This window comes from Arthrobacter humicola (assembly GCF_039531445.1).
Lineage (GTDB): Bacteria > Actinomycetota > Actinomycetes > Actinomycetales > Micrococcaceae > Arthrobacter > Arthrobacter humicola.
Map to the genome: position 1 here is coordinate 645,734 of NZ_BAAAQB010000041.1, position 24,197 is coordinate 669,930.

The following is a 24,197-nucleotide window of genomic DNA, read 5'->3' on the forward strand; positions in this document are numbered from 1 at the left end:
ACCGATGACCTTCGCATGGATGCGAACCAGGAAGTCATCTTCTCCCACGGACAGCACCGGAACCAGTTAGCGCGACGAGCGCCCATGACCGAATCCGCCGATGCTGAGGTCGCGCGCAAACTCAGCACAATTCCAGTTCGTGTGTCTCGCCAAATGACCCCCGTCGAGTATCAGTTTCGCGTGAGCGAGATCCTCAGGCTTTCAGACATTGATGCAGTGGCCGACGAAACGGGCGGCGTGTACTACGGAGGCGAGGGCGTTGAGCTGGAAGATCAGCCTTTACTCGCGGCCATTCGCGTACTCATTGGGAGGCGATTCGGCATCCCGGATGCTCTCATTTAAACGAGCCAGGCCGGAGTCCCGCATACGGGTCCCTCGGATCCAGTATCGCGTTTCTGAAGCTGTGGGACGGTTGACTTTCGCGAGGATCTTTTCCTGTGTCTTGGGCCAGACGAAGGGGTGGCATCGGTCGTTCCAGCCGGTGATGAATTGGCGGATCTTGGCATTGAGGTCAACTCAACCTGAAGACCCTCGTAGTCCCACTGCCACGGAACGGGGAGACTCTTTGTGGGGCGCTTCCCCATCGGCTGCATATCGGTCACTTTGGCTATTTTCTTGGGGTGCACTGTTAGCAGGATGGAGTCTGGCGGCTTCCATAAATGCCACTCGCATCGTAGGACCTCACGTAGTTTGAGTGGCGACGAAGGTTTTGGACGTCGTTGCTTTGGGTCCGTACTGGGACCACTTGGTCAGGTGGTGGTCTGGATCCCAAGGAAGGATTACCCCGGCCATTTGCGAACTTCGCAGCATACAGCTCATACACCGGCAGGATAGGGCGCTCCGCAATCAACGACTTGTGCCAGTCAAGGACCCGGGCACAGGAGCAAGCAACCGTCAGCGGAAGCCCCAACGGCCCCTTCTGTCGGATCGGGCCTTTCCGGGTGTCTCCTATCGGGTGTAGGCGGGTGGAACGTTATACCTGGTCGCCCTTGGGAGGAGCTGTGGTGCGGGGTGTGGCCCTTCGGTTAGCCATTCGTTGCTGATCTCGGTGGCCTTGGCGGCGTGCAGAACGAGCTGGGCGGCGAGGGCTGAGCCGGTGATTTTTGCGTATGCGAGGGCGGTTTCGCCGATTGTCTCGGTGTGCTCGAGAAGCGGCAACAGATGCGCGGAGGTGACGTTGCTGAGCTCGCCGACGCGTTCGCCGTCGAGCCGGACTTCGACGAACGGACGCTCGGTACCGTTCTTCAGAGTGCGGGTCGCCTTGTGGAGACTGACGAGCAGGAGGCCGATCCCTTCCGGCGGTACGTGGTTGAAAAGGATGTCGAAATGGTCCTCTTCCTTGAGGACCTGGATCGCCGATCCCCACGGAACAAGAGTGGTGACGCCCGTCGGGGCTTCGTTGAGCGGGGCGATGAGCTCCGGCTCCGGCAGGGCAACGGTGACCCGGGCTTGGAGCCGGTCGCCGCTGTCGTAAGCCCAGATGCGAGCCGTCGTGGCCGCAGTGAGCCCACTGGCAATGATTCTCCTGATGGGCTGCGCGTAGCGGATTGCGTCTTCACGACTGAGATAGCCCAGGACCTGCTTCCGCCAACGAACGCTGACGGCATTTACGTCATACGGGTTGTCCGGCTCGGCCACGAGTTCGACCTGGACGCCTTCGGCTTCACTGTCGCGCCGTTCCGCGATCGGCGCTTTGCTGGCGCGGAGGGCGGATTTGATCGCATGGCTGTGCGCGTGCTCGCCTACGACTTCGACGTTAGGCCATTCCGAACGGCCGAGCGACACACGGTACAGCGGCCCGCTTGAAGAAACAGGCCGGGTGGCTGGCGAAATTGGTGTTTGAGCCTCTAAAGCGATCCGCTTTGCGGCGGCGTGATTCGCCGGTGCCTCAATCTGGACACCAGGAACTGCGATTCTTTGCCCGGCGCTGGCCGGGCTCCCCGCCCAGGTCGCGTCCTCCCACGCCTGCCGGTCACGGCGCCGCTTCCGCAATAGGAACATCAGCCCGACAATCCCCGCGGCCAGCAGGAACCCGGCGGGCGAGGATACCGTCACGATCAGCATCAGCATCCCGAACATGGTCCACTGGGCACACGTCCCAGCCTTCTCTAGCCCGGGCACACCCCGGCCGCCGGCGTCAAGCTTGGCCGGACTCTGACCGACACACTCCAGTACGCGCGCCGCCTGTCCCAAGGTTAGGTGCATCAGACTCGGGCGCTTGCCCGTTGCGCGTGCGACGGCCGCGCGAACGAAGTTACGCTGGAACTTCGACGCCGCGGCCGTCTCATCGGTAGCGAGGAGCTCCCGCCATGTGTCGTCGCTGATGGTCTGATGCGCAACCTGAGGGCGAGTCGGTTGGGACAGCCGGGCAGCAGGCCGCTGTGTCGACCGGCGGGCAGAGCTCGTGGTCACGTACGAGACGCCCGTTCCAGGGACCCTCACTGTGCTCGTGGTTCGGCCTGTCGTGGACTTTGTAACCCGGAACGGACCGGCCCCAATGCTGGCACTCAGCCCGCGCTTCGACGCCGAGATCCTCACAGGCCCGAAACTCTTCGACTTGCGGTATCGGAATCCCAACTCGCACCCCCAAAATAGGCAATCACGAGAAAGCACTCGTCCCCCGCAAGGGAGATTCTAAGCCTCGGGGATTCGGGAATGGGAATGCATCCCGTCAGACACCGAAGGGACGGTCTCATCGACCGCTGGGATACAGAGTACTAAGACGGGCACTTGTGTCATCCGCCTTCAGCCGAGGCAAACCGACATACGCGTCGACAGCGGAGGCGGGAGCCGTCTGTGGCGCGTTTAAGAACGTCAATCGTAATCTCCCCTAACCAGATTTCGCAGTCATGCAGGTAGCTGTGGGCTCTGCCGTGAACACTCGTGAAGGCAGAATCAGGGAACAACGCATCACAGACACGCGCGCCCAACTTCCAGCAGGTCATGCAGCTTCAAGTGCTCTAGGCCATGAAGAAGTAAGCAACAACACCGCTGTCCACGCCGGGAGAAGGAGCCGCCAGACCGCAACCGCGACGAACAAAAAATGGGCCCCCGCAGGGGCCCATAAAAGGAGTTTTGTACACACTCAGAGGCCCACAAGCCCCTGAACAGGGAAAACACGTGCCCGAGGTGGGACTCGAACCCACACACCTTTCGATACCGCATTTTGAGTGCGGCGCGTCTGCCAATTCCGCCACTCGGGCGCCGAGTACACCAGTGTAACAATCACTCAACCACAGTGCTGTGAGCAACGCGATCGCTTCCAGTGCGCGAAATTACTCTACATGCAGATAGGCTGAATTCCAGAATCGCGCCAGTGACGCCGCATCGAACCAATCCGGTCCAAGTACATCGGCGGACGAAACCTATGATGGTGTAGTTCCCGCCGTACCTTTCCAAGGAGTTCCCGTGTCAGAACAGACGGAGTCAACACCCACTTCCCAGCCGGCGCGCCGCGTAGTTGTCGCCGAGGATGAGACTCTCATCCGCCTGGACATCATCGAGATCCTGCGCGGTGAAGGCTACGATGTCGTCGGCGAGGCAGACAACGGCGAAAAGGCCGTGCAGCTTGCCGAGGAGCTCAAGCCCGACCTCGTCCTGATGGACGTCAAGATGCCTGTCATGGACGGCATCTCGGCCGCAGAGAAGATCGTCAAGGCCCGGATCGCCCCGGTGGTCCTGCTCACCGCGTTCAGCCAGAAGGAACTTGTGGAGCGGGCCCGTGACGCCGGCGCCATGGCCTACGTGGTCAAGCCGTTCACCCCGGCGGACCTCATCCCGGCGCTGGAGATCGCGCTCTCCCGCCACGAGGAGATCAAGGCCCTCGAAAGCGAAGTCACCGACCTGCAGGAGCAGTTCGCCACCCGCAAGCTCGTGGAGCGCGCCAAGAGCCTCCTGACCACCAAGATGGGCCTGACGGAGCCTGAAGCCTTCCGCTGGATCCAGAAGACCTCGATGGACCGCCGCCTGAGCATGCGCGAGGTCGCCGAAACCATCATCAACCAGGTCAACTAGCCGCAGCCCGGCCGCACAACCGCGGCCGCAAGCTGCGAATCAACAAAGCACCAAAAAGGGAGGATCCCCGCCAACCGGCGGGGATCCTCCCTTTTGCGCTCAAGCGTTCAGGACTAGCCCTGGCCGCGGTTCTTCTTCTTCTTTTCCGGCCAGGGGCCGAGCTTGTCCTTGGTCACGGCGGCTGCACCGTGGCTGCCGGCGTCGGCGAGGTCGCCCACCTTGTGGACCTTCAGCAGGTTCGTGGAACCGGCCTTTCCGGGAGGCGAACCGGCGGCGATAACCACCATGTCGCCGTCCTCCACCAAGCCCAGTTCCAGAAGGCTGCGGTCAACCTGGGCGGTCATCTCGTCGGTGTGGCCCACCATCGGGACCAGGACCGGCTGGATGCCCCAGGTCAGCGCGAGCTGGTTCCAGACGTGCTCCACCGGAGTGAAGGCGAAGACCGGCCGGATCGGCCGCAGCCGGGAGAGGCGGCGGGCGGAGTCACCGGACTGGGTGAAGGTACAGATGTACTTCGCTTCCAGCTGGTCGGCGATCTCGACGGCGGCACGGGTGATGGCGCCGCCGCGGGTCCTAGGCTTGGTACCCAGCGGGGGGACGCGCTCCAGGCCGTGGACCTCGGTGGATTCGATGATCCGGGCCATGACCTTAACGGTCTCAATCGGGTACTTGCCCACGCTGGTCTCGCCGGAGAGCATCACCGCGTCGGCGCCGTCGAGCACTGCGTTGGCGCAGTCGGAGGCCTCGGCGCGGGTCGGTCGCGGGTTGTCGATCATGGACTCGAGGACCTGGGTGGCCACGATGACGGGCTTGGCCCAGCGGCGGGCCAGTTCGACGGCGCGCTTCTGGACGATCGGCACTTCCTCCAGCGGAAGCTCCACACCGAGGTCGCCACGGGCCACCATGATGGCGTCGAAGGCGTCGATGATCTCGGGCAGCTGCTCCACGGCCTGCGGCTTCTCGATCTTGGCGATGACCGGCACGCGGCGGCCTTCCTCGTCCATGATCTCGTGGACCCGGACGATGTCCGAGGCATCGCGAACGAAGGACAGGGCGACCATGTCCACGCCGCGGCGCATCGCCCAGCGCAGATCGTCCTCGTCCTTTTCGCTCAGCGCCGGCACGTTGACGGCCACGCCGGGCAGGTTGATGCCCTTGTTGTTCGAAACCCAGCCGCCGACAACCACCTGGGCAACGACCTTGACGGCGTCGACCTCGATGGCGCGCAGGGCAACCTTGCCGTCGTCGATCAGCAGGGCATCGCCCGGCTGGACGTCCTCGGTGAGGCTCTTGAGCGTCGTGGAGCAGATGTCCTTGGTGCCCGGAACGTCCTCGGTGGTGATCGTGAACGTGTCACCGACCTCCAGGAGGTGCGGTCCGTCCACGAAGCGGCCCAGGCGGATCTTCGGGCCCTGCAGGTCGGCCATGATGCCCACGGCCTTGCCCAGCTGCCCGGCAGCCTTGCGGACGTTCTCGTAGGTGTTGTCGTGCACGGAGTAATCACCGTGGCTCATGTTCATGCGTGCCACGTCGACGCCGGCTTCCAGCACGGCAAGCGTGTTCTCGAAGCTTGCGATTGCCGGTCCGAACGTGGCCACGATTTTAGCGCGTCTCATATACCTACCCTAGTGGTCTGTTGCATGGATGAAGTTGAAGCGAGTGTGAATCCCTGATGACCGAAATCCAGTGACCGGAAGGGCTACAGGACGGCCATCGCCCGGTCGGTCGGTGCCACCGGGGCCGGCAGGATGGTGCTGCCCATCAGGAACTTGTCCACCGCGGCGGCGCAGGCGCGCCCCTCGGCGATGGCCCAGACGATGAGCGACTGCCCGCGGCCGGCGTCCCCGGCAACGAAGATGCCCTCGGTGTTGGTCATGTAGTAGCCGTCGCGGGCCACGTTGCCGCGGCCGTCGAAGTCGGCGCTGACCTGCTCGGTGATCCCGGCCGGCTCGGCCCCCGTGAAGCCGAGGGACAGGAAGACGAGGTCCGCCGGAATGATCCGCTCGGTGCCGGCCTTCGGGAGGCGCTTGCCGTCGACGAATTCGGTCTCTGCGACCTTGACGCCCGTGAGCTTGCCGTTTTCTCCGACGAACTCGACGGTGGAGGCGAGGTAGGTGCGTTCGCCGCCTTCCTCGTGCGCGCTGGCGACCTCGAACAGGGTGGGGAACGTCGGCCACGGCTGGTGGCCGGCACGCTCAAGGGGCGGCTGCTTGCCGATGGCCAGGGTGGTCACGGAGGCGGCCTGGTGCCGGTGCGCGGTGCCGAGGCAGTCCGCGCCGGTGTCGCCGCCGCCCAGGATCACCACGTGCTTGCCGGCGGCGTTGATCTGGTTCTCCACGGTCTCCCCCGCCACCACCCGGTTGGCCGGGACAAGGTAGTCCATGGCGAAGTGCACGCCCTCGAGCTCGCGGCCCGGGATCGGCAGGTCACGCGGGACGGTGGCGCCGGTGGCGATCACGACGGCGTCGTACCGGCGGCGCAGCTGCTCCCACGTGACGTCGGTGCCGACGGCCACGCCGGTGCGGAACCGGGTGCCCTCGGCCTTCATCTGCTCCAGCCGGCGGTCCACCTGCTCTTTTTCCATCTTGAAGTCGGGGATGCCGTAGCGCAGGAGCCCGCCGATCTTGTCGTCACGCTCGTACACAGCAACGGTGTGGCCCACACGGGTCAGCTGCTGCGCGACGGCGAGTCCGGCCGGGCCGGAGCCGACGACGGCGACCGTCTTACCGGTCAGTCGGGCCGGCGGCAGCGGGTTGACCCAGCCGTTCTCGAAGGCCTGGTCCACGATCGATACCTCGACCTGCTTGATGGTCACCGCGGGCTGGTTGATGCCCAGCACGCACGACGCCTCGCAGGGGGCCGGGCAGAGCCGGCCGGTGAACTCGGGGAAGTTGTTGGTGGCGTGCAGCCGCTCCATCGCTTCCTCGCCCTTGTCCCGCCAGATGAGGTCGTTCCATTCCGGGATGAGGTTGCCCAGCGGGCAGCCCTGGTGGCAGAACGGCACGCCGCAGTCCATGCAGCGGCCGGCCTGGGCCTTCAGGACGCCCTTCTCCTGGGCTTCATAGACCTCTTTCCAGTCCATGATGCGGACCGGAACGGGACGGCGCGGCTGGGTTTCACGCTGACGTACTTTCAGAAATCCGCGTGGATCAGCCACCGGTCACCTCCAGGATTCGAGACCAAACTTCTTCGCCGTCGGGGTCAAGGCCCTCTTCGATGGCGTCAAGACGGGTTTGCAGGACGGCCGCGTAGTCGCGCGGCAGCACCTTGGTAATGCGGGCTGCGGTGTCGTCGAAGTTCTCGAGGAGCCGGGCCGCGTTGAGCGATTCGGTTTCCTCGACGTGCTTGACCAGCAGTCCATGGACAATGTCACGGTCCTCGGCGTCGAGCTCACGCAGCTGCAGCTCGCCGGACTCGAGGGCCTGCTTGTTGACGCGTTCGGTCTGCAGGTCCAGCACGTAAGCCGTACCGCCGGACATGCCGGCGCCGAAGTTGCGCCCGGTGCGGCCGATGATCAGCGTCTGGCCCCCGGTCATGTATTCGCAGCCGTGGTCGCCGATTCCTTCGACCACCGCAGTGGCGCCGGAGTTGCGGACCAGGAAGCGTTCACCCACCTGGCCGCGCAGGAACATCTCGCCGCTCGTGGCGCCGTAGCCGATCACGTTGCCCGCGATCACGTTGCGTTCGGCCGGGAACACGTTGGTGCGGTCCGGCCGGACGATGATGCGGCCGCCGGAAAGACCCTTGCCGACGTAGTCGTTCGAGTCGCCGAACATGCGCAGCGTAATGCCGGCCGGCAGGAAGGCCCCGAGGGACTGGCCGGCGGTGCCGTTGAGCGTGATGTCAATGGTGTCGGTCGCCAGCACGTCGGTGCTGAACGTCTTCGTGACCACGTGGCCGAGCATGGTGCCGACCGAGCGGTCCGTGTTGATGACGTTCACCGAGATCTTCACCGGGGTGCGGTCGCTGAGGGCTTCTGCCGCCATGGCGATCAGGCGCTGGTCGAAGTGCTTGTCGAGCTCGTGGTTCTGTCCGGTGAGGTTCCGCAGCGGGGCGTCGTCGTCGAACTCGAGGCCGTGCAGGATCGGATCCAGGTCCAGCCCTTCGGCCTTCCAGTGGTTGATCGCGTCGCGGGAGTCGAGCATCTCGGCGTGGCCGATCGCCTCCTCGATGCTGCGGAAACCGAGCTCCGCGAGAATTTCACGGACCTCTTCGGCGAGGAATTCGAAGAAGTTCACCACGAATTCCGGCTTGCCGCTGAACCGTGAGCGGAGCTCGGGGTTCTGGGTCGCGACGCCCACCGGGCAGGTGTCCAGGTGGCAGACGCGCATCATGATGCAGCCGGAGACCACCAGCGGGGCGGTGGCAAAGCCGAACTCCTCGCCGCCAAGCAGCGCGGCGATCACGACGTCGCGGCCGGTCTTGAGCTGACCGTCCACCTGCACCACCACGCGGTCGCGCAGGCCGTTGAGCATGAGCGTCTGCTGTGTCTCGGCCAGGCCGAGTTCCCACGGGACACCGGCGTGCTTGAGCGAGTTCAGCGGCGAGGCGCCGGTACCGCCGTCGTGTCCGGATACGAGCACGACGTCGGCCTTCGCCTTGGTGACGCCGGCCGCCACGGTGCCGATCCCGACTTCGGAGACGAGCTTGACGTGCACGCGGGCCGAGGGGTTGGCGCGCTTGGCATCGTAGATCAGCTGCGCGAGGTCCTCGATCGAGTAGATGTCGTGGTGCGGGGGCGGCGAGATGAGGCCGACGCCGGGCGTCGAGTGCCGCGTCCGGGCCACCCAGGGGTAGACCTTCTGCGCCATCAGCTGGCCGCCTTCGCCGGGCTTGGCACCCTGCGCCATCTTGATCTGGATGTCGTCCGCGTTGGACAGGTACAGGCTCGTGACGCCAAAGCGGCCGGAGGCGATCTGCTTGACAGCGGAACGGCGGGTGGGATCGAGCAGGCGGTCCACGTCCTCGCCGCCCTCACCGGTGTTGGACTTGCCGCCCAGCCGGTTCATGGCGATCGCGAGGGTCTCGTGGGCTTCCTGGGAGATGGAGCCGTAGCTCATGGCACCGGTGGAGAACCGCTTGACGATGCTGGAGACGGGCTCCACTTCCTCAAGCGGCACCGCGGGACGCAGGCCGGCCTTGAACTTCAGCAGGCCGCGGAGGGTCATGAGGTTCTCGGACTGGTCGTCCACGCCGCGGGTGTAGGCCTTGAAGATGTCGTAGCGGCGTTCACGCGTGGCGTGCTGCAGCCGGAAGACGGTCTCCGGGTTGAACAGGTGGGGTTCGCCGTCGCGGCGCCACTGGTATTCGCCGCCGCCGAGCAGCGGCTGGTGCGGCAGTTCGATCCCGTTCTCGGGGTAGGCCATCCGGTGGCGTGCCAGGACTTCGGCGGCGATGACATCGAGGCCCACGCCGCCGAGCTGGGAATGCGTGCCGGAGAAGTACTCGTCCACCAGATCCTGGCCGAGGCCGAGCGCCTCGAAGGTCTGGGCACCGGTGTAGGAGGCCACAGTGGAGATGCCCATCTTGGACATGATCTTCAGGACGCCCTTGCCGAGGCCCTTGATCAGGTTGTACACGCCGTCCTGCGGGGTGACGCCGACGACGTCACCGGAGGCGATGAGCTGTTCCACGGATTCCATGGCCAGGTAGGGGTTCACGGCCGAGGCGCCGTAGCCGATGAGCACGGCGACGTGGTGCGTCTCGCGGACGTCTCCGGCCTCCACCACGAGGGCGGTCTTGGTGCGGTTGGCGCTGCGCAGCAGGTGGTGGTGCACGGCGCTGACAAGCAGCAGCGACGGGATCGGCGCCCACTGGGCGTTCGAGTCGCGGTCCGAGAGCACCACGTACTGGACGCCGCGGTTGATCGCGCCGGAGACCTGCTCGCAGATTTCGGTGAGGCGGGCGCGGAGGGCGTGCTCGCCGCCTTCGGGGCGGTAGAGTCCGCGGACCTTCATGGCGACCTTGTCGCCGTCGGCGCTCTCGATGTTCGCGATCTTGGCGAGCTGGTCATTGTTGATCACGGGGAACGGCAGCGAGACCTGCGGCTGCCGGACCTGCTTGGTGTCCAGCAGGTTGCCGTTCGGGCCGATCGCGCACGTCAGGGACGTGACGAGCTCTTCACGGATGGCATCCAGCGGCGGGTTGGTGACCTGCGCAAAGGACTGCACGAAGTAGTCGAAGAGCAGCCGCGGGCGCTTGGACAGCACGGCCACGGGGGTGTCGGAGCCCATGGCACCCAGCGGTTCGGCGCCGGTGCGCGCCATCGGGCCGAGCAGGATCTTCAGTTCCTCGGTGGTGTAGCCGAAGGTCCGCTGGCGGATGTTGACCGACGCGGCCGTGTGGACAACGTGCTCGCGCTCGGGGAGGTTCTTGAGGTCGATCAGGTTGTCCTTGAGCCATTCGGCCCAGGGGTTCGCCGCGGCGACCTCGGCCTTGACCTCGGCGTCGTCAATGATCCGTCCGGCCCCGGTGTCCACCAGGAACATCTTGCCCGGCGAGACGCGGCCCTTCTTGACCACCTTGGAGGGTTCGACGTCGATCACGCCGACTTCGGAGGCGAAGACGATGAGTCCGTCTTCGGTGATCCAGTACCGGCCCGGGCGCAGCCCGTTGCGGTCGAGCGTGGCGCCGACCAGGTTGCCGTCCGTGAAGGAAACAGCGGCGGGGCCGTCCCACGGCTCCATGAGCATGGAGTGGTACTCGTAGAAGGCGCGGCGCGCCGGATCCATGGTGGCGTGGTTCTCCCACGCCTCCGGGATCATCATCATGATCGAGTGGGTGATGGGCCGACCGGAGAGCCAGAGCAACTCGGCAACCTCGTCAAAGGAGGCGGAGTCCGAGGCGCCGGGGGTGCAGATCGGGAACAGCTCTTCGGGCGAGTCGCCCAGCAGCGGGCTGGCGAGCTGCGACTGCCGTGCCCGCATCCAGTTGCGGTTGCCCTTGACGGTGTTGATCTCGCCGTTGTGCGCGATCGTGCGGAACGGCTGGGCCAGCGGCCAGGACGGGAACGTGTTGGTGGAGAAGCGCGAGTGGACGATCGCGAGCTTGGTCTTGAAGCGCTTGTCCGAAAGGTCCGGGTAGAACGGTTCCAGCTGCGCGGTGGTGAGCATGCCCTTGTAGACGATCGTCCGCGAGGACAGCGACGGGAAGTACACGCCGAACTTGTTCTGGGCGCGCTTTCGGATCCGCCAGGCGCGGGAATCGAGCTCATTGCGTTCGAGGGTTTCCCCGGTGCTGGAGGCGAAGAACGGCTGGGAGAAGTGCGGCATGCAGGCGCGGGCCATTGCCCCGACGAGGTCCGCCACGATCGGGACTTCGCGCCAGCCCAGGACCGTCAGGCCCTCATCGGCGGCGAGGCTTTCGATTCCGGCCCGGGCGGCGTCGGATTCGCGCTGCTCGGCCGGCAGGAAGGCGGTTCCCACGACGTACTGGCCGGGGGCGGGAAGCTCGAAGTCGGTGACTGCGCGGAAGAATTCGTCCGGGACCTGCATGAGGAGGCCGGCGCCGTCGCCGGTGCCCTCATCGGCGCCCACGGCGCCGCGGTGCTCAAGGTTGCGCAGTGCGGTCAGGGCCGCGTCGACGATGTCGTAGCCCGGCTCACCGCGCAGCGTGGCGATGATGGCCAGGCCGCAGGCGTCCTTCTCGTTCTCCGGGTTGTAGAGCCCGGCCGCGGCCGGCATCGACGCAAAACGGGCGAAGGGTGACGTTGCGGCCGTCGGCTGGTCCGGATCGGACCAGCTGGGGCTGTGAAGAGTTTGGGTCATTGGAGACGTCCTTCCTCCTGATCGTGCGTATGGGAGGGACAACATTGGCCCCACTCGGCACGCCGGTGTGATGGGCGCAACAGAGTGTTTTTCTAACTGGAATTGTAGGCCAGCCCGGCCTTCTGTAGTAACAGTTACGCAGGTACTGGCCAGGGCTTGCGTGGACAGCGCCTATCTGCTGTCCAAAACATTCCCTCTTGCCACGACGCTGTGGTGTCGGGTCCTGCGAGCGGTGGCTCCGCAACCCGAGTTGCCGGTGCCGAGTTACTTGGTGCCCTCGGCCTCCGGCGCGGTTTCGGTTGCCTGGCGGCCGGATACTCCGGCTGCCGGATCTCCGGTGGCGGGCTTGGTGCCGCCGGTGGAGTCCTTGCTCGCGCCAGCATCTTCGTCCGCAGGTGCGGAGACAGAAGCGGGTGCGGGACCTGGTCCGCTTTGGTTATCTCGGAGATTACCACGGGATTCACTATCTGAGACAAGTGTGTCCGCATGGCGGATGGATGTTGCGCCGGCGGGAACAGCGTCAGCAGTGCCTTTATCAGCAGTGGCGGCAGCACCGGTTTCGACGGCGGAGACCGCCGCGGGAACCGCTTCGGCGTCAGGCTTCCCGGCCGTCCCGGCGGTTTCCACGTCGGCGGTTTCGGCTGCCGGTTCCCGGCCCGGGAGGAACGGGGTGTCCGGGCCTGAGGGCTTGCGCAGCCCGAGGAGGATGAAGGCGATCAGAGCCCCGATGAGGACAAAGATGCTGGTCCAGACGTTGAGCCGGGTGGTGATGCCGAACAGGCTGATCTGCTCGGCGTCGTCGATCCGCATGGCTTCGATCCACACCCGGCCCAGGGTGTAGTAGACGGCGTAGAGGCAGAAGAGACGGCCGCGGCGGAAGTTGAACTTCCGGTCCAGGGCCAGCAGGATCACGACGCCGGCCAGGTTCCACAGGGACTCGTAGAGGAACGTCGGGTGGAAGAGTGTGTCGGCGGGCATACCGGCCGGAAAATTAGGGCTGTTGGGGTCGATCTGGAGCCCCCACGGCAGCGTGGTGGGGCCGCCGAAGAGCTCCTGGTTGAAGTAGTTCCCCCACCGGCCAATTGCCTGGGCCAGCAGCAGCCCGGGGGCCGCGGCGTCCATGAAGGCGCTCAGCTTCACCCCGGCCCGCCGGCACCCGATCCAGGCGCCCACCGCGCCGAGGACGACGGCGCCCCAGATGCCCAGGCCGCCGCGCTGGATCTGCGGAATCAGGGAGAGGTCGCCGGTGCCGTTGAAGCCGGGGCCGAAGTAGGCATCCGGTGAGGAGAACACGTGGTAGAGCCGTCCGCCGATGATGCCGAACGGAATGGCCCAGATGGCGATGTCCCACACGCTGCCCTCGGGCGCGCCGCGGCGCGCCCAGCGGACGGAGGTGAGCCAGAGGCCCGCAACGATGCCGGCGAGGATGCAGAGGGCGTAGGCGTGGATGCGCAGTGACCCCCACGGCAGCGGGATGTCGAATCCGGACCAGCTAGGGCTCGGAATGCTCGCGGGAATCATCGCCGCCGCGTGGAGGACTGACTGCATTGCTTACGCTTCTTCCTTGGTAAGGCCAGTGCTGAGGTCTTTCGTCAAGGCGGCTACCGCATCCACGCCGCCGTCCCGGATGGCCGCGACGAGGGCGGTGCCCACGATCACGCCGTCGGCGTACTCGGCGATCTCGCGGACGTGGTCCGCGTTGGAGACGCCCAGGCCCACGCAGACGCGTTCGGCGCCCGCGGCGTGCGCGGCGGCCACAACGTTCTTGGCCGCGGAGCTGACCGAGGTCCGGGCGCCGGTGACGCCCATGATGGAGACGGCGTACACGAAGCCGCGGCTGGCCTCGACGGTCCGCTTCATGCGTTCCGGAGAGGACGAGGGCGCCACGAGGAACACGCGGTCCAGTCCGTACTTGTCCGAGGCCGCCATCCATTCGGAGGCTTCGTCGGGGATCAGGTCCGGAGTGATGAGTCCGGCTCCCCCGGCCTCGGCAAGGCTGCGGGAAAACTCGTCCACGCCCATCCGGACCACGGGGTTCCAGTAGGTCATGACCAGGACGGCGGCGTCAGTCTTGCTCGTGATGCCGCGGACGACGTCGAAGACCTGCCGGACGTGGAAGCCCTTCGCGAGGGCCTCCGTGGTGGCCGCCTGGATGACCTGGCCGTCCATGACCGGATCCGAGTACGGGATGCCGATTTCGATGAGGTCGGCGCCGTTCTCGGCCAGGGCGATGCCGGCGGCAATGCTGTCTTCGACGCTAGGGTAGCCGGCCGGCAGGTAGCCGATCAGGGCTGCCCGGCCTTGGGCCCGGGCGCGGTCAATGGCGGCCGCCGACTTGCTGGCGTGCTGTGCGGCGGCCTGGTTGGCGCCGTCGTGGATGGTGCTCACAGCTGCTCCCCCTCTTTGGCGATTTCGGCTTCGGGTGAGTCCTTGTCCAGCAGGTCGAACCATTCCGCGGCGGTGGCCACGTCCTTGTCGCCGCGGCCGGAGAGGTTGACGATCACGATCTTGTCTGTTGCTTTGCCCTCGGGGCCGGCCTCGGCCGCGAGCCGCTGGCCCACCTTGATGGCGCCGGCGAGGGCGTGCGCGGACTCGATGGCGGGGATGATGCCCTCGGTGCGGCAGAGGAGCCGGAAGGCCTCCATGGCTTCGCTGTCCGTGATGGGCTCGTAGCTGACCCGCCCGATGTCGGCCAGGTAGGAGTGCTCGGGGCCGACCCCGGGGTAGTCCAGGCCCGCCGAGATGGAGTGCGATTCGATGGTCTGGCCGTCGTCGTCCTGCATGAGGTAGGACCGTGCGCCGTGCAGCACGCCCGGCTTGCCGAGGGTGATGGTGGCTGCGTGGCGTCCGGTTTCGACGCCCTCGCCCCCGGCTTCGAAGCCGTAGATCTTGACCGAGGGGTCATCGAGGAAGCCGTGGAAGATGCCGATGGCATTGGAGCCGCCGCCGATGCAGGCACAGACGGCGTCCGGAAGCCGGCCCGTCTGGTCCAGGATCTGGGCCCGGGCTTCCTCGCCGATGACTTCGTGGAAGTAGCGGACCATCGCCGGGAACGGGTGCGCGCCGGCGGCGGTCCCCAGCAGGTAGTGGGTGGTGCCCACGTTCGCGACCCAGTCGCGCAGGGCCTCGTTGATGGCGTCCTTGAGGGTCTGGGAGCCGTTGGTCACCGGAATGACCGTCGCGCCGAGGAGTTCCATCCGGGCCACGTTGAGGGACTGCCTGCGGCAGTCCTCGGCGCCCATGTAGACAACGCATTCCAAGCCCAGCAGGGCGGCCGCGGTGGCGCTGGCCACGCCGTGCTGCCCGGCGCCGGTTTCGGCGATGACGCGGGTCTTGCCCATCCGCTTAGCCAGCAGCGCCTGGCCCAGGACGTTGTTGATCTTGTGCGAGCCCGTGTGGTTGAGGTCTTCGCGCTTGAGGAAGATCCGGACTCCGCCTGCGTGCTCGGCGAAGCGCTTGGCCTCGGTCAGCAGTGAGGGCCGGCCCGAGTAGTTCTTGTTCAGGTCCGCGATCTGGGCGGTGAACTCAGGATCGGCCTTGGCCTTCTCGAAGGTGTCCTCGAGTTCGTCCAGGGCTGCGATGAGCGACTCCGGCATCCATCGGCCGCCGTAGTTCCCGAAGTAGGGTCCCGGGGCGTGCCGCAGGGACGGTTCGCCCTGCGTGGGATGTTCCTGGGGGCGGTCGCCCTGCAGGAACGCGTCCACGGCACTTTCGTCTGAGCCGGTTGCTGGCGCATCGACCATCAGTCTCACCATCCTGTTCCACTGCTAGCTTCGGGGATCTGCACATGAGATCCGCTCGTTGTCCGGGCAACTGCGGGCCCGGAACCGCTCGCGGCCCGGACGCAAACGCCCGGACCGGCCTGCCTCAGGCGCGGGCGGCGATTGCCGTTGCGCCGGCGGCCATGAATTCTGCGATCCGTTCGCGGGGGGTCGTGTCGCTGACCAGCGCCTCGCCCACCAGGACCGCGTTGGCGCCGCGGGCTGCGTAGTGGCTGACGTCCTGGACATCGCGCACCCCGGACTCGGCGATCACGAGCGCACCGGCGGGAATCCCGCCGGCCAGCTCCGCGAAGACGGAACGGTCGACGTCGAGCGTCTTGAGGTTGCGCACGTTGACGCCGATGATCCGGGCCTCGGCGGCCACGGCGCGCTCGATTTCCTCAGCCGTGTGGGTCTCCACCAACACGTTCATGCCGAGTTCGCGGCTGAGGGCCGTAAACTCGCGCAGCTGGGCGTCGGAGAGCGAGGCCACGATCAGCAGGATCAGGTCGGCACCGTGGGCACGGGCTTCCCAGATCTGGTACTCGTCGAGCATGAAGTCCTTGCGCAGCAGCGGAATGTCCACGGCCGCCCGGACGGCGTCGAGGTCGGCCAGCGAGCCGCCGAAGCGGCGTTCCTCGGTCAGGACGCTGATGACGGCGGCCCCGCCGTCTGCGTATTGCGCGGCGAGGGCAGCGGGATCGGCAATTTCCGCGAGCCGGCCCTTGGACGGGCTCCGGCGCTTGACCTCGGCAATCACTTTGAGCTGGTCCCGCGGGCTTGAGTTTCCGCCTAGGGCCGCCCAGGCATCGCGGGCAGGTGCCGCCGCTGCGGCGCGCTCCCTCAGTTCCGCGAGCGTGACGAGGCGCTGGCGCGTCTCCATATCCTCCCTGACACCGGCATTGATGTCGTCGAGAACGCTCACGCTCAGTGGCCGGAGTTCTTCAGCTTGCTGCCGCCGACGCCGTAGCCGGCCTTGCGCATGACCCAGCCGGCCAGCAGGCCGATCACCATGACGACGGCGCCGGCAATAAAGACGGGCGTGTTGGCGATGACGAAGGCGATGGACGCAATGAGGGCGCCGATCAGCATCACGATCACGCAGGTCCACGCGGCCGGGCTGTTGCCGTGCCCCGGCGCTTCGCTGTGATCGACGTCGTCGTAGACGCCCTTCGAAGCAGCGGACGTGGATGCGGAAACAGTGGCTTTGCTCATTGAAATCTCCTCAGGATGAATACTGCTTACATTCTGCCATTTTTTGGCTGTGTGTTTTGGCCGCCTTGCTGGTCGCGTTACTGGCGGCGCTGCTGGGCGCGCCCGCGGCATCGGCTCAGGTGGGGTCGTCACCTCGGGACAACCGGTCCCAGCTGTCAATCTCGTCCGCGGGGGTTGCGGCGGTAGTACCACCAACTGCGGTCCCGCCGTCGGCGCGCGTGGCGGCTGCCGCGTCATATTTGGTGCGGCTCTTCCAGTACCGGCCGGCCGGCACGATCGCGAGGGCGCAGATCCCCAGCAGGGACCCGGCGACGACGGCCAGGACGGGGAAGACGGTGACGTCCACCTGGACGTTACTGCCGCTGATTCCGGTGGCGGCCGCGATGGATCCCTGGGCCGCGGCCAGCGGGTCCGCCAGGACGACGGCAGCCGCGGCGACGATGCCCGCGGCGGCCAGGACGATGATGACCGTGATGACCCAGCGCGCCACGCGCCCGGCGATGGAGGCCGCGAGACCCCCGGCGAGGGCAACGAGGGCCAGGGCCGTGACGGTCGTGGCGGCCTTGCTGCCCTGGACCTGCAGGCCGTTCTGGCTGGCCACGGCGCCGCCGAGCTGGGCGGGATCGAGGTGCACCGTCAGCCAGGTCTGCGTGGTGGTCCCGAAGACGGCCAACGCCAGGGCGGCGATCACCAGGACCAGGGTGGACTTGCGGGCCCAGCGAGGAACGGCCGGCCTTGCGGTGGTCTTGACGATGGCTTCCGGCTTCCCCATCAGTTGTCCGCCCCGGCGTCGGTCACAGCAGCGGCGTCGGTCACAGCAGCGGCGTGGGGCACCTGGTCGGCGGTGATGTTGTGCAGCGAACCGGCGGTGTGGACGGCGCGCAGCGGCGCGGCGGCCTTATTGACGGTTTCCTGGGCCTCGGTGGGGTTGACTGAATCGGCAACGATCCCGCCGCCGGCCTGGACGTACGCGCGGCCTTCCCGGAGCAGGGCCGAACGGATCGCGATCGCCATGTCCATGTCGCCGGCGAAGTCCAGGTACCCCACCACGCCGCCGTAGATTCCGCGCCGGTGGGGTTCGAGCTCGTCCAGGAGGCGCAGGGCCCGCGGCTTCGGGGCTCCGGAAAGGGTGCCTGCCGGGAACGTGGCCTTGAGGACGTCGTAGGCCTTGGCCTCCGGAGCCAGCTTGCCGACCACCGTGGACACGAGGTGCATGATGTGGCTGAAGCGTTCCACTTCCATGAACTGCGTGACGTCGACGGATCCTGCGACGCAGACCTTGGAGAGGTCATTGCGGGACAGATCGACCAGCATCAGGTGCTCGGCACGCTCTTTCTGGTCCGCCAGCAGTTCTTCGGCCAGCGCCTTGTCCGCTTCCACCGTTTTGCCCCGCGGGCGTGATCCGGCAATCGGGTGGGTGATGACCTCGTCCCCGGTCACGGTGACGAGGGCCTCCGGCGAGGAGCCGACGATCGTGTACTCGCGGCCCGCGGCATCTTCGAAGCTGAAGAGGTACATGTACGGGCTGGGATTGGTGTTCCGCAGGACCCGGTACACATCGAGGGGGTCCGCGCCGCATTCCATTTCGAAGCGGCGCGAGATCACAACCTGGAAGACCTCGCCGTCCACGATCGCCTCCTTGCCGCGGTCCAGGGCGGCGAGGTAGTCGGCCTCGTCCCAGCGTTCCTGCACGCTCGAGGCAAAGTCGAGCGCGGCGGTTTCCAGGACGGAGACGGGCTGCTTGACGGGGCTGCTGATCTTTTCCAGCAAGGCCTTTACGCGGGCGACGGCGTCATGCCAGGCGTCGTCGACGCGCTCGGAGCTGTTGTCGAAGTTGATGGCGTTGGCGATCAGCAGGACAGTGCCGTCCATGTTGTCGTGGACCGCCATGTCCGTGACGAGGTTGAGGGCCAGCTCCGGCAGTTCGAGGTCGTCCTCCGGAGGGCTGGTCAGTTTCTCCCAGTGCCGGACGGTTTCCCAGCCCAGGAATCCGACCAGGCCGGAGGTGAACGGCGGGAGGCCGTCGAAACGGTCGGTGCGGAGCGCCGCCACCGTGTCGCGGATGGCGTCCACGGGGTTGCCGTCCAGCGGCACGCCGACCGGGGGCTCGCCGAGCCAGTACGCCTGGCCGTCCTTGGTGGTCAGGGTGGCGCGGGAGCGCGAGCCGATGAAGGAGTAGCGGGACCAGGATCCGCCGACCGCCGCCGATTCCATAAGGAACGTTCCGGGCTGGCCGTGGGCGAGCTTGCGGTAGAGCCCGATGGGAGTTTCGGCGTCAGCGAGCACCTTGAGCCGGACGGGGATGACGCGGCTGTGGCCTGCGAGTTCACGGAACTCTTCAAGGCCAGGGCTGATGATTCCAAGGTCCTGCATGGCTGTGCTTTCCGCCTGTTCTTTAGTGGGACCCGTAGCGGATCCGGTCGTGGGATCCTGCCGGTGGTCCGGTCAGTGAAGCTGTGGGGGTGCCGGAGTGCTGTGCCGGGTTTCCGCGCCGGGGGCGCTTAGCCGCCATGGCCGACGACGGCGTCGATCTCGCGGCCATCGAAGCAGGTCCGGGTTCCGGTGTGGCAGGCCGCGCCCACCTGGTCGACCCGCACCAGCAGGGCATCGCCGTCGCAGTCCATCGCGAGCGACTTGACCCATTGAACGTGCCCGGAGGTGTCGCCCTTGCGCCAGTACTCCTGGCGGGACCGTGAATAGAAAGTCACACGGCCGCTCGTCATGGTGCGGTGCAACGCCTCGTCGTCCATCCAGCCCAGCATGAGCACCTCGTGGGTGTCGAACTGCTGGACGATCGCGGCCACCAGGCCGGCGCTGTCGCGCTTCAGGGCGTCCGCCAGTCCGGCCGGCAGGGGGCTGGCCGCGGAATCCGGGGCCGACGGCACTGCATTGGATGCGGCGTCGCCGGATACGACGGCGTCGGTGTCGACGGCGTCGCCGGGGACAGCGTTGGCGGGGCTGGTGGCGGGGGCGGGCTGCTCAGACATCAGATCAAGTCTAGTGCCTCCGGGCAGGCCGCTGGCCTGCGGGTCCACGCCTTCGCTTAACACTCCCGCTTAACACTTGGCCGCTCTTCGACGCGCCTTCCGCGTTCCCCCGCCGCTCCCCCACTGGATGAAGCCGTCACGCACCCCTGCGGCGGCGATTCCTGTGCCCACGCGCGGCCGTCTCGTGCTAGTTTCACAAGTGATGCATTTCGTCGAACCGTCCCGAGAAGTCCTGGCCGAAACCCTGCTGGCAGCCGGCCCTGATGCCGCCACGCTCTGCACGGGGTGGCTCACCCGCGACCTTGCCGCGCACCTGTACCTGCGCGAGCGGAAAATCGCCGTCGGACTTGGCCTGCTGATCAAACGCCTTTCCAAGGCCTCGGACCAAGCCACGGCCGAACTCGCCGGCACGCTGAAGACCCCCGAGGACTACGCCAAATTGGTCAACGCCTTCCGGGCCGGTCCCCCGGCGCTGTCGCCGCTGCGGATCAAGGCACTGGACGAGAGCTCCAACCTGATCGAATACTTTGTGCACACCGAAGACGTTCGCCGCGCCGTGGACCGCTGGGCACCGCGGGCACTGGACGAGGCGTACTCGGACGCTCTGTGGGACGAACTCGTCAAGCGGGCGGCCATCCTGTACCGCGGCGTGGACCTGGGCATTGTGCTGGTGAGCCCTTCCGGCCCGCGGCACGTGGCCAAGCGAGCCCCCGTGTCGGTGGCCATCGTCGGCGAGCCAGGGGAACTCCTCATGCACGCCCACGGCCGCACACGCCACGCCCTCGTGACCTTCGAAGGCCAGCCGGATGCCGTCGCGCTCCTGCAGTCCGCCGAAGTCGGCCTCTAAGTCCCCCACAACAAAGCAACGCGGGGTCACCTACCGCCCATAATCCCCTCCGGGATGGGCGACAAGTGACCCCGCGTTGTTGTAAGCGGGTGGGCGGGGACTAGCGGACCTCGAAGCCTGCCTGCCGGATCGCGGCCTTGACCTGGGCGATCATGTCGAGGGGCCCGAAGTGGAAGACCGACGCCGCGAGGACGGCGTCGGCGCCCGCTGCCACGGCCGGCGGGAAGTGCTCGGGTTTGCCGGCGCCGCCGGAGGCGATGAGGGGCACCTTGACCCCTGCACGGGCGAGCCGGATCAATTCCAGGTCAAAGCCGTCCTTGGTGCCGTCGGCGTCGATCGAGTTGAGCAGGATCTCCCCCACGCCGCGGTCGGCAGCTTCCCGGGCCCACGCGATGGCGTCGATCCCGGTCCCCTGGCGTCCGCCGTGGGTGGTGACTTCGAAGCCGGACGGGGTGGGCTTCGAGCCCGGGCGGGTGCGCCGGGCGTCGAGGGAAAGCACCAGGACCTGGGACCCAAAGTGCCGGGTGATCTCGTCGATCACGTCCGGCCGGGCCACGGCGGCAGTGTTGATGGCGGCTTTGTCCGCGCCGCAGCGCAGGAGCTTGTCCACCTCGGCCACGCCGCGGACACCGCCGCCGACCGTGAGCGGGATGAAAACTTCCTCGGCGGTGCGGCGGACGACGTCGAACGTGGTCTCCCGGTTGCCGGATGACGCCGTGACGTCAAGGAAGGTCAGCTCGTCGGCGCCGCTGTTGTCGTAGCGGTGCGCCAGTTCCACCGGGTCACCGGCGTCGCGGAGCCCTTCAAAGTTGATGCCCTTGACCACGCGGCCGGCATCGACGTCGAGGCACGGGATGACGCGCACGGCAACAGTCATGACTTCTCCTGATGTTTGCTGGAGGGACTCGGCAGGTGGGCGCTCAGATGCGGCAGGCGTGGATGCTGCTGACCAGGATGGCGCGGGCGCCGAGGTCGTAGAGCTCGTCCATGATCCGGTTCGTTTCCCGCTTGGGCACCATCGAGCGGACGGCCACCCAGTCCGAATCGCGCAGCGGCGAGACGGTCGGCGACTCCAGGCCCGGAGTGAGTCCGGCGGCCTGCTCCACGAGCTCCTTCCGGATGTCGTAGTCCATCAGCACGTACTGCCGGGCCACGAGCACGCCCTGGAGCCGGCGGATCAGCACCTCGGTGGCCGGGTTCTGCTCGCCCTTGCGGCCGATCAGCACCGACTCGGAGTTCAGGATCGGCTCACCGAAGATCTCCATGCCGGCGGCCTTGAGCGTGGTGCCGGTCTCGACGACGTCGGCAATCGCGTCCGCGACGCCGAGGCGTACGGAGGATTCCACGGCGCCGTCGAGGCGCACCACCTTCGCCTTGATGCCGCGCTCGGCCAGGTAGCCGCGCAGCAGACCGTCATAGCTCGTGGCGAGGCGCTTGCCCTCGAGCTGTTCGATGGAGGTGAAATCGCCCACGGGGCCGGCGAAGCGGAAGGTGGACGCGGCGAAGCCCAGCGGCAGCAGTTCCTCGGCCTCGACCTCGGCGTCGAGCAGCAGGTCACGGCCGGTGATGCCGACGTCGAGTGTTCCCTGGCCCACGTACACGGCGATGTCGCGCGGACGCAGGAAGAAGAACTCAATGTCGTTGTCCGGGTCCACCATGACCAGTTCGCGGGTGTCGCGGCGCTGGCGGTAGCCAGCCTCAGCAAGCATGGCGGAGGCGGCTTCGGACAGGGATCCCTTGTTCGGGACGGCAACTCTAAGCATGGGAAAGTCTCTCTTGGGTGTGGAAGGTCTCTGTTGGGGCACGTCGGCCACGCGGTGCGCGGGTTCCGCCGGATGAGTCCTGGCGGTTCCCGTGCGGGCGCGGCTAGAGATGCTTGTAGACGTCTTCCAGGGTGAGTCCTTTGGCGAGCATCAGAACCTGCAGGTGGTACAGCAGCTGCGAAATTTCCTCAGCGGCGGCTTCATCGGATTCATACTCGGCAGCCATCCAGACCTCGGCTGCTTCCTCCACGACCTTCTTGCCGATGCCATGGACTCCGGAATCCAGTTCGGCGACGGTGCGGGAGCCTTCCGGGCGGACGGCTGCCTTTTCACTCAGTTCTGCGAACAGCGACTCGAAATTCTTCACGCCCCCAAGCCTACTTGCTCCCGGCGCGGGAACGCCTGCCGGGCCCTTGCATGACGAACGGGATGTGAGGCATTGCACAGCATGTCAATCACAGGCGGGGCGGCCGGCGGGCTGCCGGCCGCCCCGCGTGGAGCTGCAGTTGTGCGGGCTCCGGTTGTCCGGGGCGAATTGTCTGGGGTGAAGCGGTGCTCAGCCGAACTGCTTGAGGGTCACTGCCGTGGCCAGGGCGGCGGTGACGGCCTCGTGCCCCTTGTCCTCGGTGGAACCCGGCAGGCCGGCCCGGTCGATGCCCTGCTGTTCGGTATCGCACGTCAGCACGCCGAAGCCCACGGGGACGCCGGTGCGGACGCTGACCTCGGTCAGGCCCAGGGTGGCTGCCTCGCAGACATATTCGAAGTGCGGCGTCCCGCCACGGATGACGACGCCGAGCGCCACGACGGCGTCGAAGTGCGGTGCCAGCCGGGCAGCCGCGACGGGGAGCTCAAACGTGCCCGGCACCCGCAGGACGGTCGGCTCGCTGATGCCGGCGTCCTTCGCGGCACGCAGGGCGCCGTCAAGGAGCCCGTCCATGATCTGGGTGTGCCAGCTCGCGGCCACGATGGCCAGTTTGAGCCGCGAGGTTTCCTCCGGCTTGAACGTGCTGAGGTCGATCTGGGGGGCGCCGTGGCCACTCATGGGAATTCCTTGCTGTTGAGTCTGGTGGTTGGTCCGCCGCCAGTCCGCCCTGCGGGGCAGCTTAGGCTGCCGGGCACGGCGGGCTGGCGGGTGAAGCGGGGTGGAACGGCCCGGAGGGCCGCCGGGTCAGTCCTGGTCGTGCTCGAATCCGGCAGGAGCCGGTTCAACGTCCAGAACCAGGCGGTGGTCCATCCGGTCCTTCTTCGTCTGCAGGTAGCGGATGTTCTGTTCCCTGGAAGGAACCTCAGTGGGGACCATCTCCACCACCGTTACGCCTGCCTGGGCGAGCCGGTCCTGTTTGTCCGGGTTGTTGCTCAGGAGCCGGATCTCGTGGAGGCCCATATCGGCGAGGATCTGGGCCGCCGCCTTGTAGCAGCGCGCATCGACGGGCAACCCGAGCTGCTCGTTGGCCTCCACAGTGTCGAATCCGGCCTCCTGCAGGGCATAGGCCTTCATCTTGTTCGCCAAGCCGATTCCGCGTCCCTCCTGGCCGCGCAGGTAGAGCAGCGTACCGCCGAACTCGTTGATCATCTCGAGGGCATAGGCCAGCTGTTCGCCACAGTCGCACCGGTAGGAGCCGAACACGTCTCCGGTGAGGCACTCCGAATGCAAGCGGACCAGCGGGGCCATCCCGTCCACAGGTTGCATCGGTGAACTGACCGCCAGGTGCTCGGCTCCAGTGGCCAGATCGGTCCAGGCCTGGGCCACGAAATCGCCAAATGCGGTGGGCAGTTGGACGATGGGTCCTGCGCTGACCGGATGCGGCTGACCTGCCATGGCCGTTTCTTCTCGTGTCTTAGAA

20 protein-coding genes, 1 tRNA gene and 1 pseudogene are annotated in these 24,197 nt (G+C 66.7%); 3 read left to right on the top strand and 19 right to left on the bottom strand.

Translation table 11 applies throughout. The features are described from left to right. The coding region (locus ABD243_RS19540) for a hypothetical protein (RefSeq protein ID WP_344368043.1) at positions 1-342 on the top strand (342 nt) is incomplete at its 5' end. Positions 343-948: 606 nt separating this feature from the next. On the opposite strand, the gene ABD243_RS19545 is transcribed toward ABD243_RS19540, so the two are convergent. The 3 genes and pseudogenes from ABD243_RS19545 to ABD243_RS19550 all read right to left on the bottom strand — a co-directional run bounded on the left by ABD243_RS19545 (position 949) and on the right by ABD243_RS19550 (position 3,203). Beyond that, positions 949-2,070 (bottom strand): HIRAN domain-containing protein, encoded by a 1,122-nt coding sequence (locus tag ABD243_RS19545; protein WP_344368044.1) that lies wholly within the window; start codon positions 2,068-2,070, stop codon positions 949-951. A 354-nt stretch (positions 2,071-2,424) separates the two neighbouring features. Next, positions 2,425-2,613 (bottom strand): annotated as a pseudogene (locus tag ABD243_RS20980) (DUF4236 domain-containing protein); the annotation flags it as partial. 508 nt (positions 2,614-3,121) lie between these two features. Further along, a tRNA-Leu gene (locus ABD243_RS19550) sits at positions 3,122-3,203 on the bottom strand. A gap of 205 nt (positions 3,204-3,408) precedes the next feature. Here ABD243_RS19550 and ABD243_RS19555 point away from each other — a divergent pair. After that, positions 3,409-4,014: an ANTAR domain-containing response regulator gene (locus tag ABD243_RS19555; RefSeq protein ID WP_018772478.1), complete on the top strand. Its 606-nt coding sequence runs from the start codon at positions 3,409-3,411 to the stop codon at positions 4,012-4,014. A gap of 113 nt (positions 4,015-4,127) precedes the next feature. Here the strand turns inward: ABD243_RS19555 and pyk are convergent, their stop codons facing one another. The 11 genes from pyk to hisI form a co-directional block, all read right to left on the bottom strand. Next, positions 4,128-5,630 carry a pyruvate kinase gene (gene pyk / locus ABD243_RS19560; RefSeq protein ID WP_116767454.1) on the bottom strand — a complete coding sequence of 501 codons (1,503 nt, stop codon included), beginning with the start codon at positions 5,628-5,630 and terminating at the stop codon, positions 4,128-4,130. An 83-nt stretch (positions 5,631-5,713) separates the two neighbouring features. After that, positions 5,714-7,171: a glutamate synthase subunit beta gene (locus tag ABD243_RS19565; protein WP_116767455.1), complete on the bottom strand. Its 1,458-nt coding sequence runs from the start codon at positions 7,169-7,171 to the stop codon at positions 5,714-5,716. Beyond that, positions 7,164-11,780: a glutamate synthase large subunit gene (gene gltB / locus ABD243_RS19570; protein WP_344368046.1), complete on the bottom strand. Its 4,617-nt coding sequence runs from the start codon at positions 11,778-11,780 to the stop codon at positions 7,164-7,166. Before gltB ends, ABD243_RS19565 begins: the two co-directional genes overlap by 8 nt. Before the next feature lie 264 nt (positions 11,781-12,044). After that, on the bottom strand, positions 12,045-13,328 hold the full coding sequence (gene lgt / locus ABD243_RS19575; RefSeq protein ID WP_344368047.1) for a prolipoprotein diacylglyceryl transferase: 1,284 nt from the start codon (positions 13,326-13,328) through the stop codon (positions 12,045-12,047). A 3-nt stretch (positions 13,329-13,331) separates the two neighbouring features. Next, the gene (gene trpA / locus ABD243_RS19580; RefSeq protein ID WP_344368048.1) at positions 13,332-14,168 is read right to left on the bottom strand and encodes a tryptophan synthase subunit alpha; all 837 of its coding nucleotides are present in this window, start codon (positions 14,166-14,168) and stop codon (positions 13,332-13,334) included. Then, entirely contained in the window at positions 14,165-15,523 is a 1,359-nt protein-coding gene (gene trpB, locus ABD243_RS19585) for a tryptophan synthase subunit beta (protein WP_116767459.1), read from the bottom strand. The genes trpA and trpB overlap by 4 nt, the downstream gene beginning before the upstream one ends. A gap of 124 nt (positions 15,524-15,647) precedes the next feature. After that, on the bottom strand, positions 15,648-16,466 hold the full coding sequence (gene trpC, locus ABD243_RS19590) for an indole-3-glycerol phosphate synthase TrpC (RefSeq protein WP_344368049.1): 819 nt from the start codon (positions 16,464-16,466) through the stop codon (positions 15,648-15,650). Positions 16,467-16,468: 2 nt separating this feature from the next. Further along, positions 16,469-16,756, bottom strand: a complete 288-nt coding sequence (locus tag ABD243_RS19595; RefSeq protein ID WP_116767461.1) for an HGxxPAAW family protein — start codon at positions 16,754-16,756, stop codon at positions 16,469-16,471. Between the two features lie 115 nt (positions 16,757-16,871). Continuing rightward, on the bottom strand, positions 16,872-17,528 hold the full coding sequence (locus tag ABD243_RS19600) for a Trp biosynthesis-associated membrane protein (RefSeq protein WP_344368050.1): 657 nt from the start codon (positions 17,526-17,528) through the stop codon (positions 16,872-16,874). Further along, entirely contained in the window at positions 17,528-19,129 is a 1,602-nt protein-coding gene (locus tag ABD243_RS19605) for an anthranilate synthase component I (RefSeq protein ID WP_344368051.1), read from the bottom strand. Before ABD243_RS19605 ends, ABD243_RS19600 begins: the two co-directional genes overlap by 1 nt. A gap of 128 nt (positions 19,130-19,257) precedes the next feature. Further along, positions 19,258-19,743, bottom strand: coding sequence for a phosphoribosyl-AMP cyclohydrolase (gene hisI / locus ABD243_RS19610; protein ID WP_344368052.1), 486 nt, complete (start codon positions 19,741-19,743; stop codon positions 19,258-19,260). A gap of 202 nt (positions 19,744-19,945) precedes the next feature. Here hisI and ABD243_RS19615 point away from each other — a divergent pair, with 202 nt between their 5' ends. After that, complete coding sequence (locus ABD243_RS19615; protein WP_344368053.1) at positions 19,946-20,590, top strand: TIGR03085 family metal-binding protein; 645 nt, start codon at positions 19,946-19,948, stop codon at positions 20,588-20,590. A 100-nt stretch (positions 20,591-20,690) separates the two neighbouring features. Here ABD243_RS19615 and hisF read toward each other — a convergent pair whose 3' ends face one another. From hisF to ribA, 5 genes are all read right to left on the bottom strand, one after another. Continuing rightward, positions 20,691-21,467 carry an imidazole glycerol phosphate synthase subunit HisF gene (gene hisF / locus ABD243_RS19620; protein ID WP_116767466.1) on the bottom strand — a complete coding sequence of 259 codons (777 nt, stop codon included), beginning with the start codon at positions 21,465-21,467 and terminating at the stop codon, positions 20,691-20,693. 43 nt (positions 21,468-21,510) lie between these two features. Further along, the gene (hisG, locus tag ABD243_RS19625) at positions 21,511-22,353 is read right to left on the bottom strand and encodes an ATP phosphoribosyltransferase (RefSeq protein ID WP_344368055.1); all 843 of its coding nucleotides are present in this window, start codon (positions 22,351-22,353) and stop codon (positions 21,511-21,513) included. Between the two features lie 103 nt (positions 22,354-22,456). Next, positions 22,457-22,720: a phosphoribosyl-ATP diphosphatase gene (locus ABD243_RS19630; protein WP_018772463.1), complete on the bottom strand. Its 264-nt coding sequence runs from the start codon at positions 22,718-22,720 to the stop codon at positions 22,457-22,459. 189 nt (positions 22,721-22,909) lie between these two features. Continuing rightward, positions 22,910-23,395, bottom strand: a complete 486-nt coding sequence (gene ribH / locus ABD243_RS19635; RefSeq protein ID WP_090581814.1) for a 6,7-dimethyl-8-ribityllumazine synthase — start codon at positions 23,393-23,395, stop codon at positions 22,910-22,912. Positions 23,396-23,521: 126 nt separating this feature from the next. Continuing rightward, positions 23,522-24,172, bottom strand: a complete 651-nt coding sequence (gene ribA / locus ABD243_RS19640) for a GTP cyclohydrolase II (RefSeq protein ID WP_116767467.1) — start codon at positions 24,170-24,172, stop codon at positions 23,522-23,524. Positions 24,173-24,197 lie beyond the last annotated feature (25 nt).

Excerpts from the sequence above, each read along its gene's own strand:
- ABD243_RS19545 (WP_344368044.1), bottom strand. The coding sequence starts at position 2,070 with ATGCTGATGCTGATCGTGACGGTATCCTCGCCCGCCGGGTTCCTGCTG.
- pyk (WP_116767454.1), bottom strand. The coding sequence starts at position 5,630 with ATGAGACGCGCTAAAATCGTGGCCACGTTCGGACCGGCAATCGCAAGC.
- gltB (WP_344368046.1), bottom strand. The coding sequence starts at position 11,780 with ATGACCCAAACTCTTCACAGCCCCAGCTGGTCCGATCCGGACCAGCCG.
- lgt (WP_344368047.1), bottom strand. The coding sequence starts at position 13,328 with ATGCAGTCAGTCCTCCACGCGGCGGCGATGATTCCCGCGAGCATTCCG.
- trpB (WP_116767459.1), bottom strand. The coding sequence starts at position 15,523 with ATGGTCGATGCGCCAGCAACCGGCTCAGACGAAAGTGCCGTGGACGCG.
- ABD243_RS19595 (WP_116767461.1), bottom strand. The coding sequence starts at position 16,756 with ATGAGCAAAGCCACTGTTTCCGCATCCACGTCCGCTGCTTCGAAGGGC.
- ABD243_RS19600 (WP_344368050.1), bottom strand. The coding sequence starts at position 17,528 with ATGGGGAAGCCGGAAGCCATCGTCAAGACCACCGCAAGGCCGGCCGTT.
- ABD243_RS19605 (WP_344368051.1), bottom strand. The coding sequence starts at position 19,129 with ATGCAGGACCTTGGAATCATCAGCCCTGGCCTTGAAGAGTTCCGTGAA.
- hisI (WP_344368052.1), bottom strand. The coding sequence starts at position 19,743 with ATGTCTGAGCAGCCCGCCCCCGCCACCAGCCCCGCCAACGCTGTCCCC.
- ABD243_RS19615 (WP_344368053.1), top strand. The coding sequence starts at position 19,946 with ATGCATTTCGTCGAACCGTCCCGAGAAGTCCTGGCCGAAACCCTGCTG.
- hisF (WP_116767466.1), bottom strand. The coding sequence starts at position 21,467 with ATGACTGTTGCCGTGCGCGTCATCCCGTGCCTCGACGTCGATGCCGGC.
- hisG (WP_344368055.1), bottom strand. The coding sequence starts at position 22,353 with ATGCTTAGAGTTGCCGTCCCGAACAAGGGATCCCTGTCCGAAGCCGCC.
- ribH (WP_090581814.1), bottom strand. The coding sequence starts at position 23,395 with ATGAGTGGCCACGGCGCCCCCCAGATCGACCTCAGCACGTTCAAGCCG.
- ribA (WP_116767467.1), bottom strand. The coding sequence starts at position 24,172 with ATGGCAGGTCAGCCGCATCCGGTCAGCGCAGGACCCATCGTCCAACTG.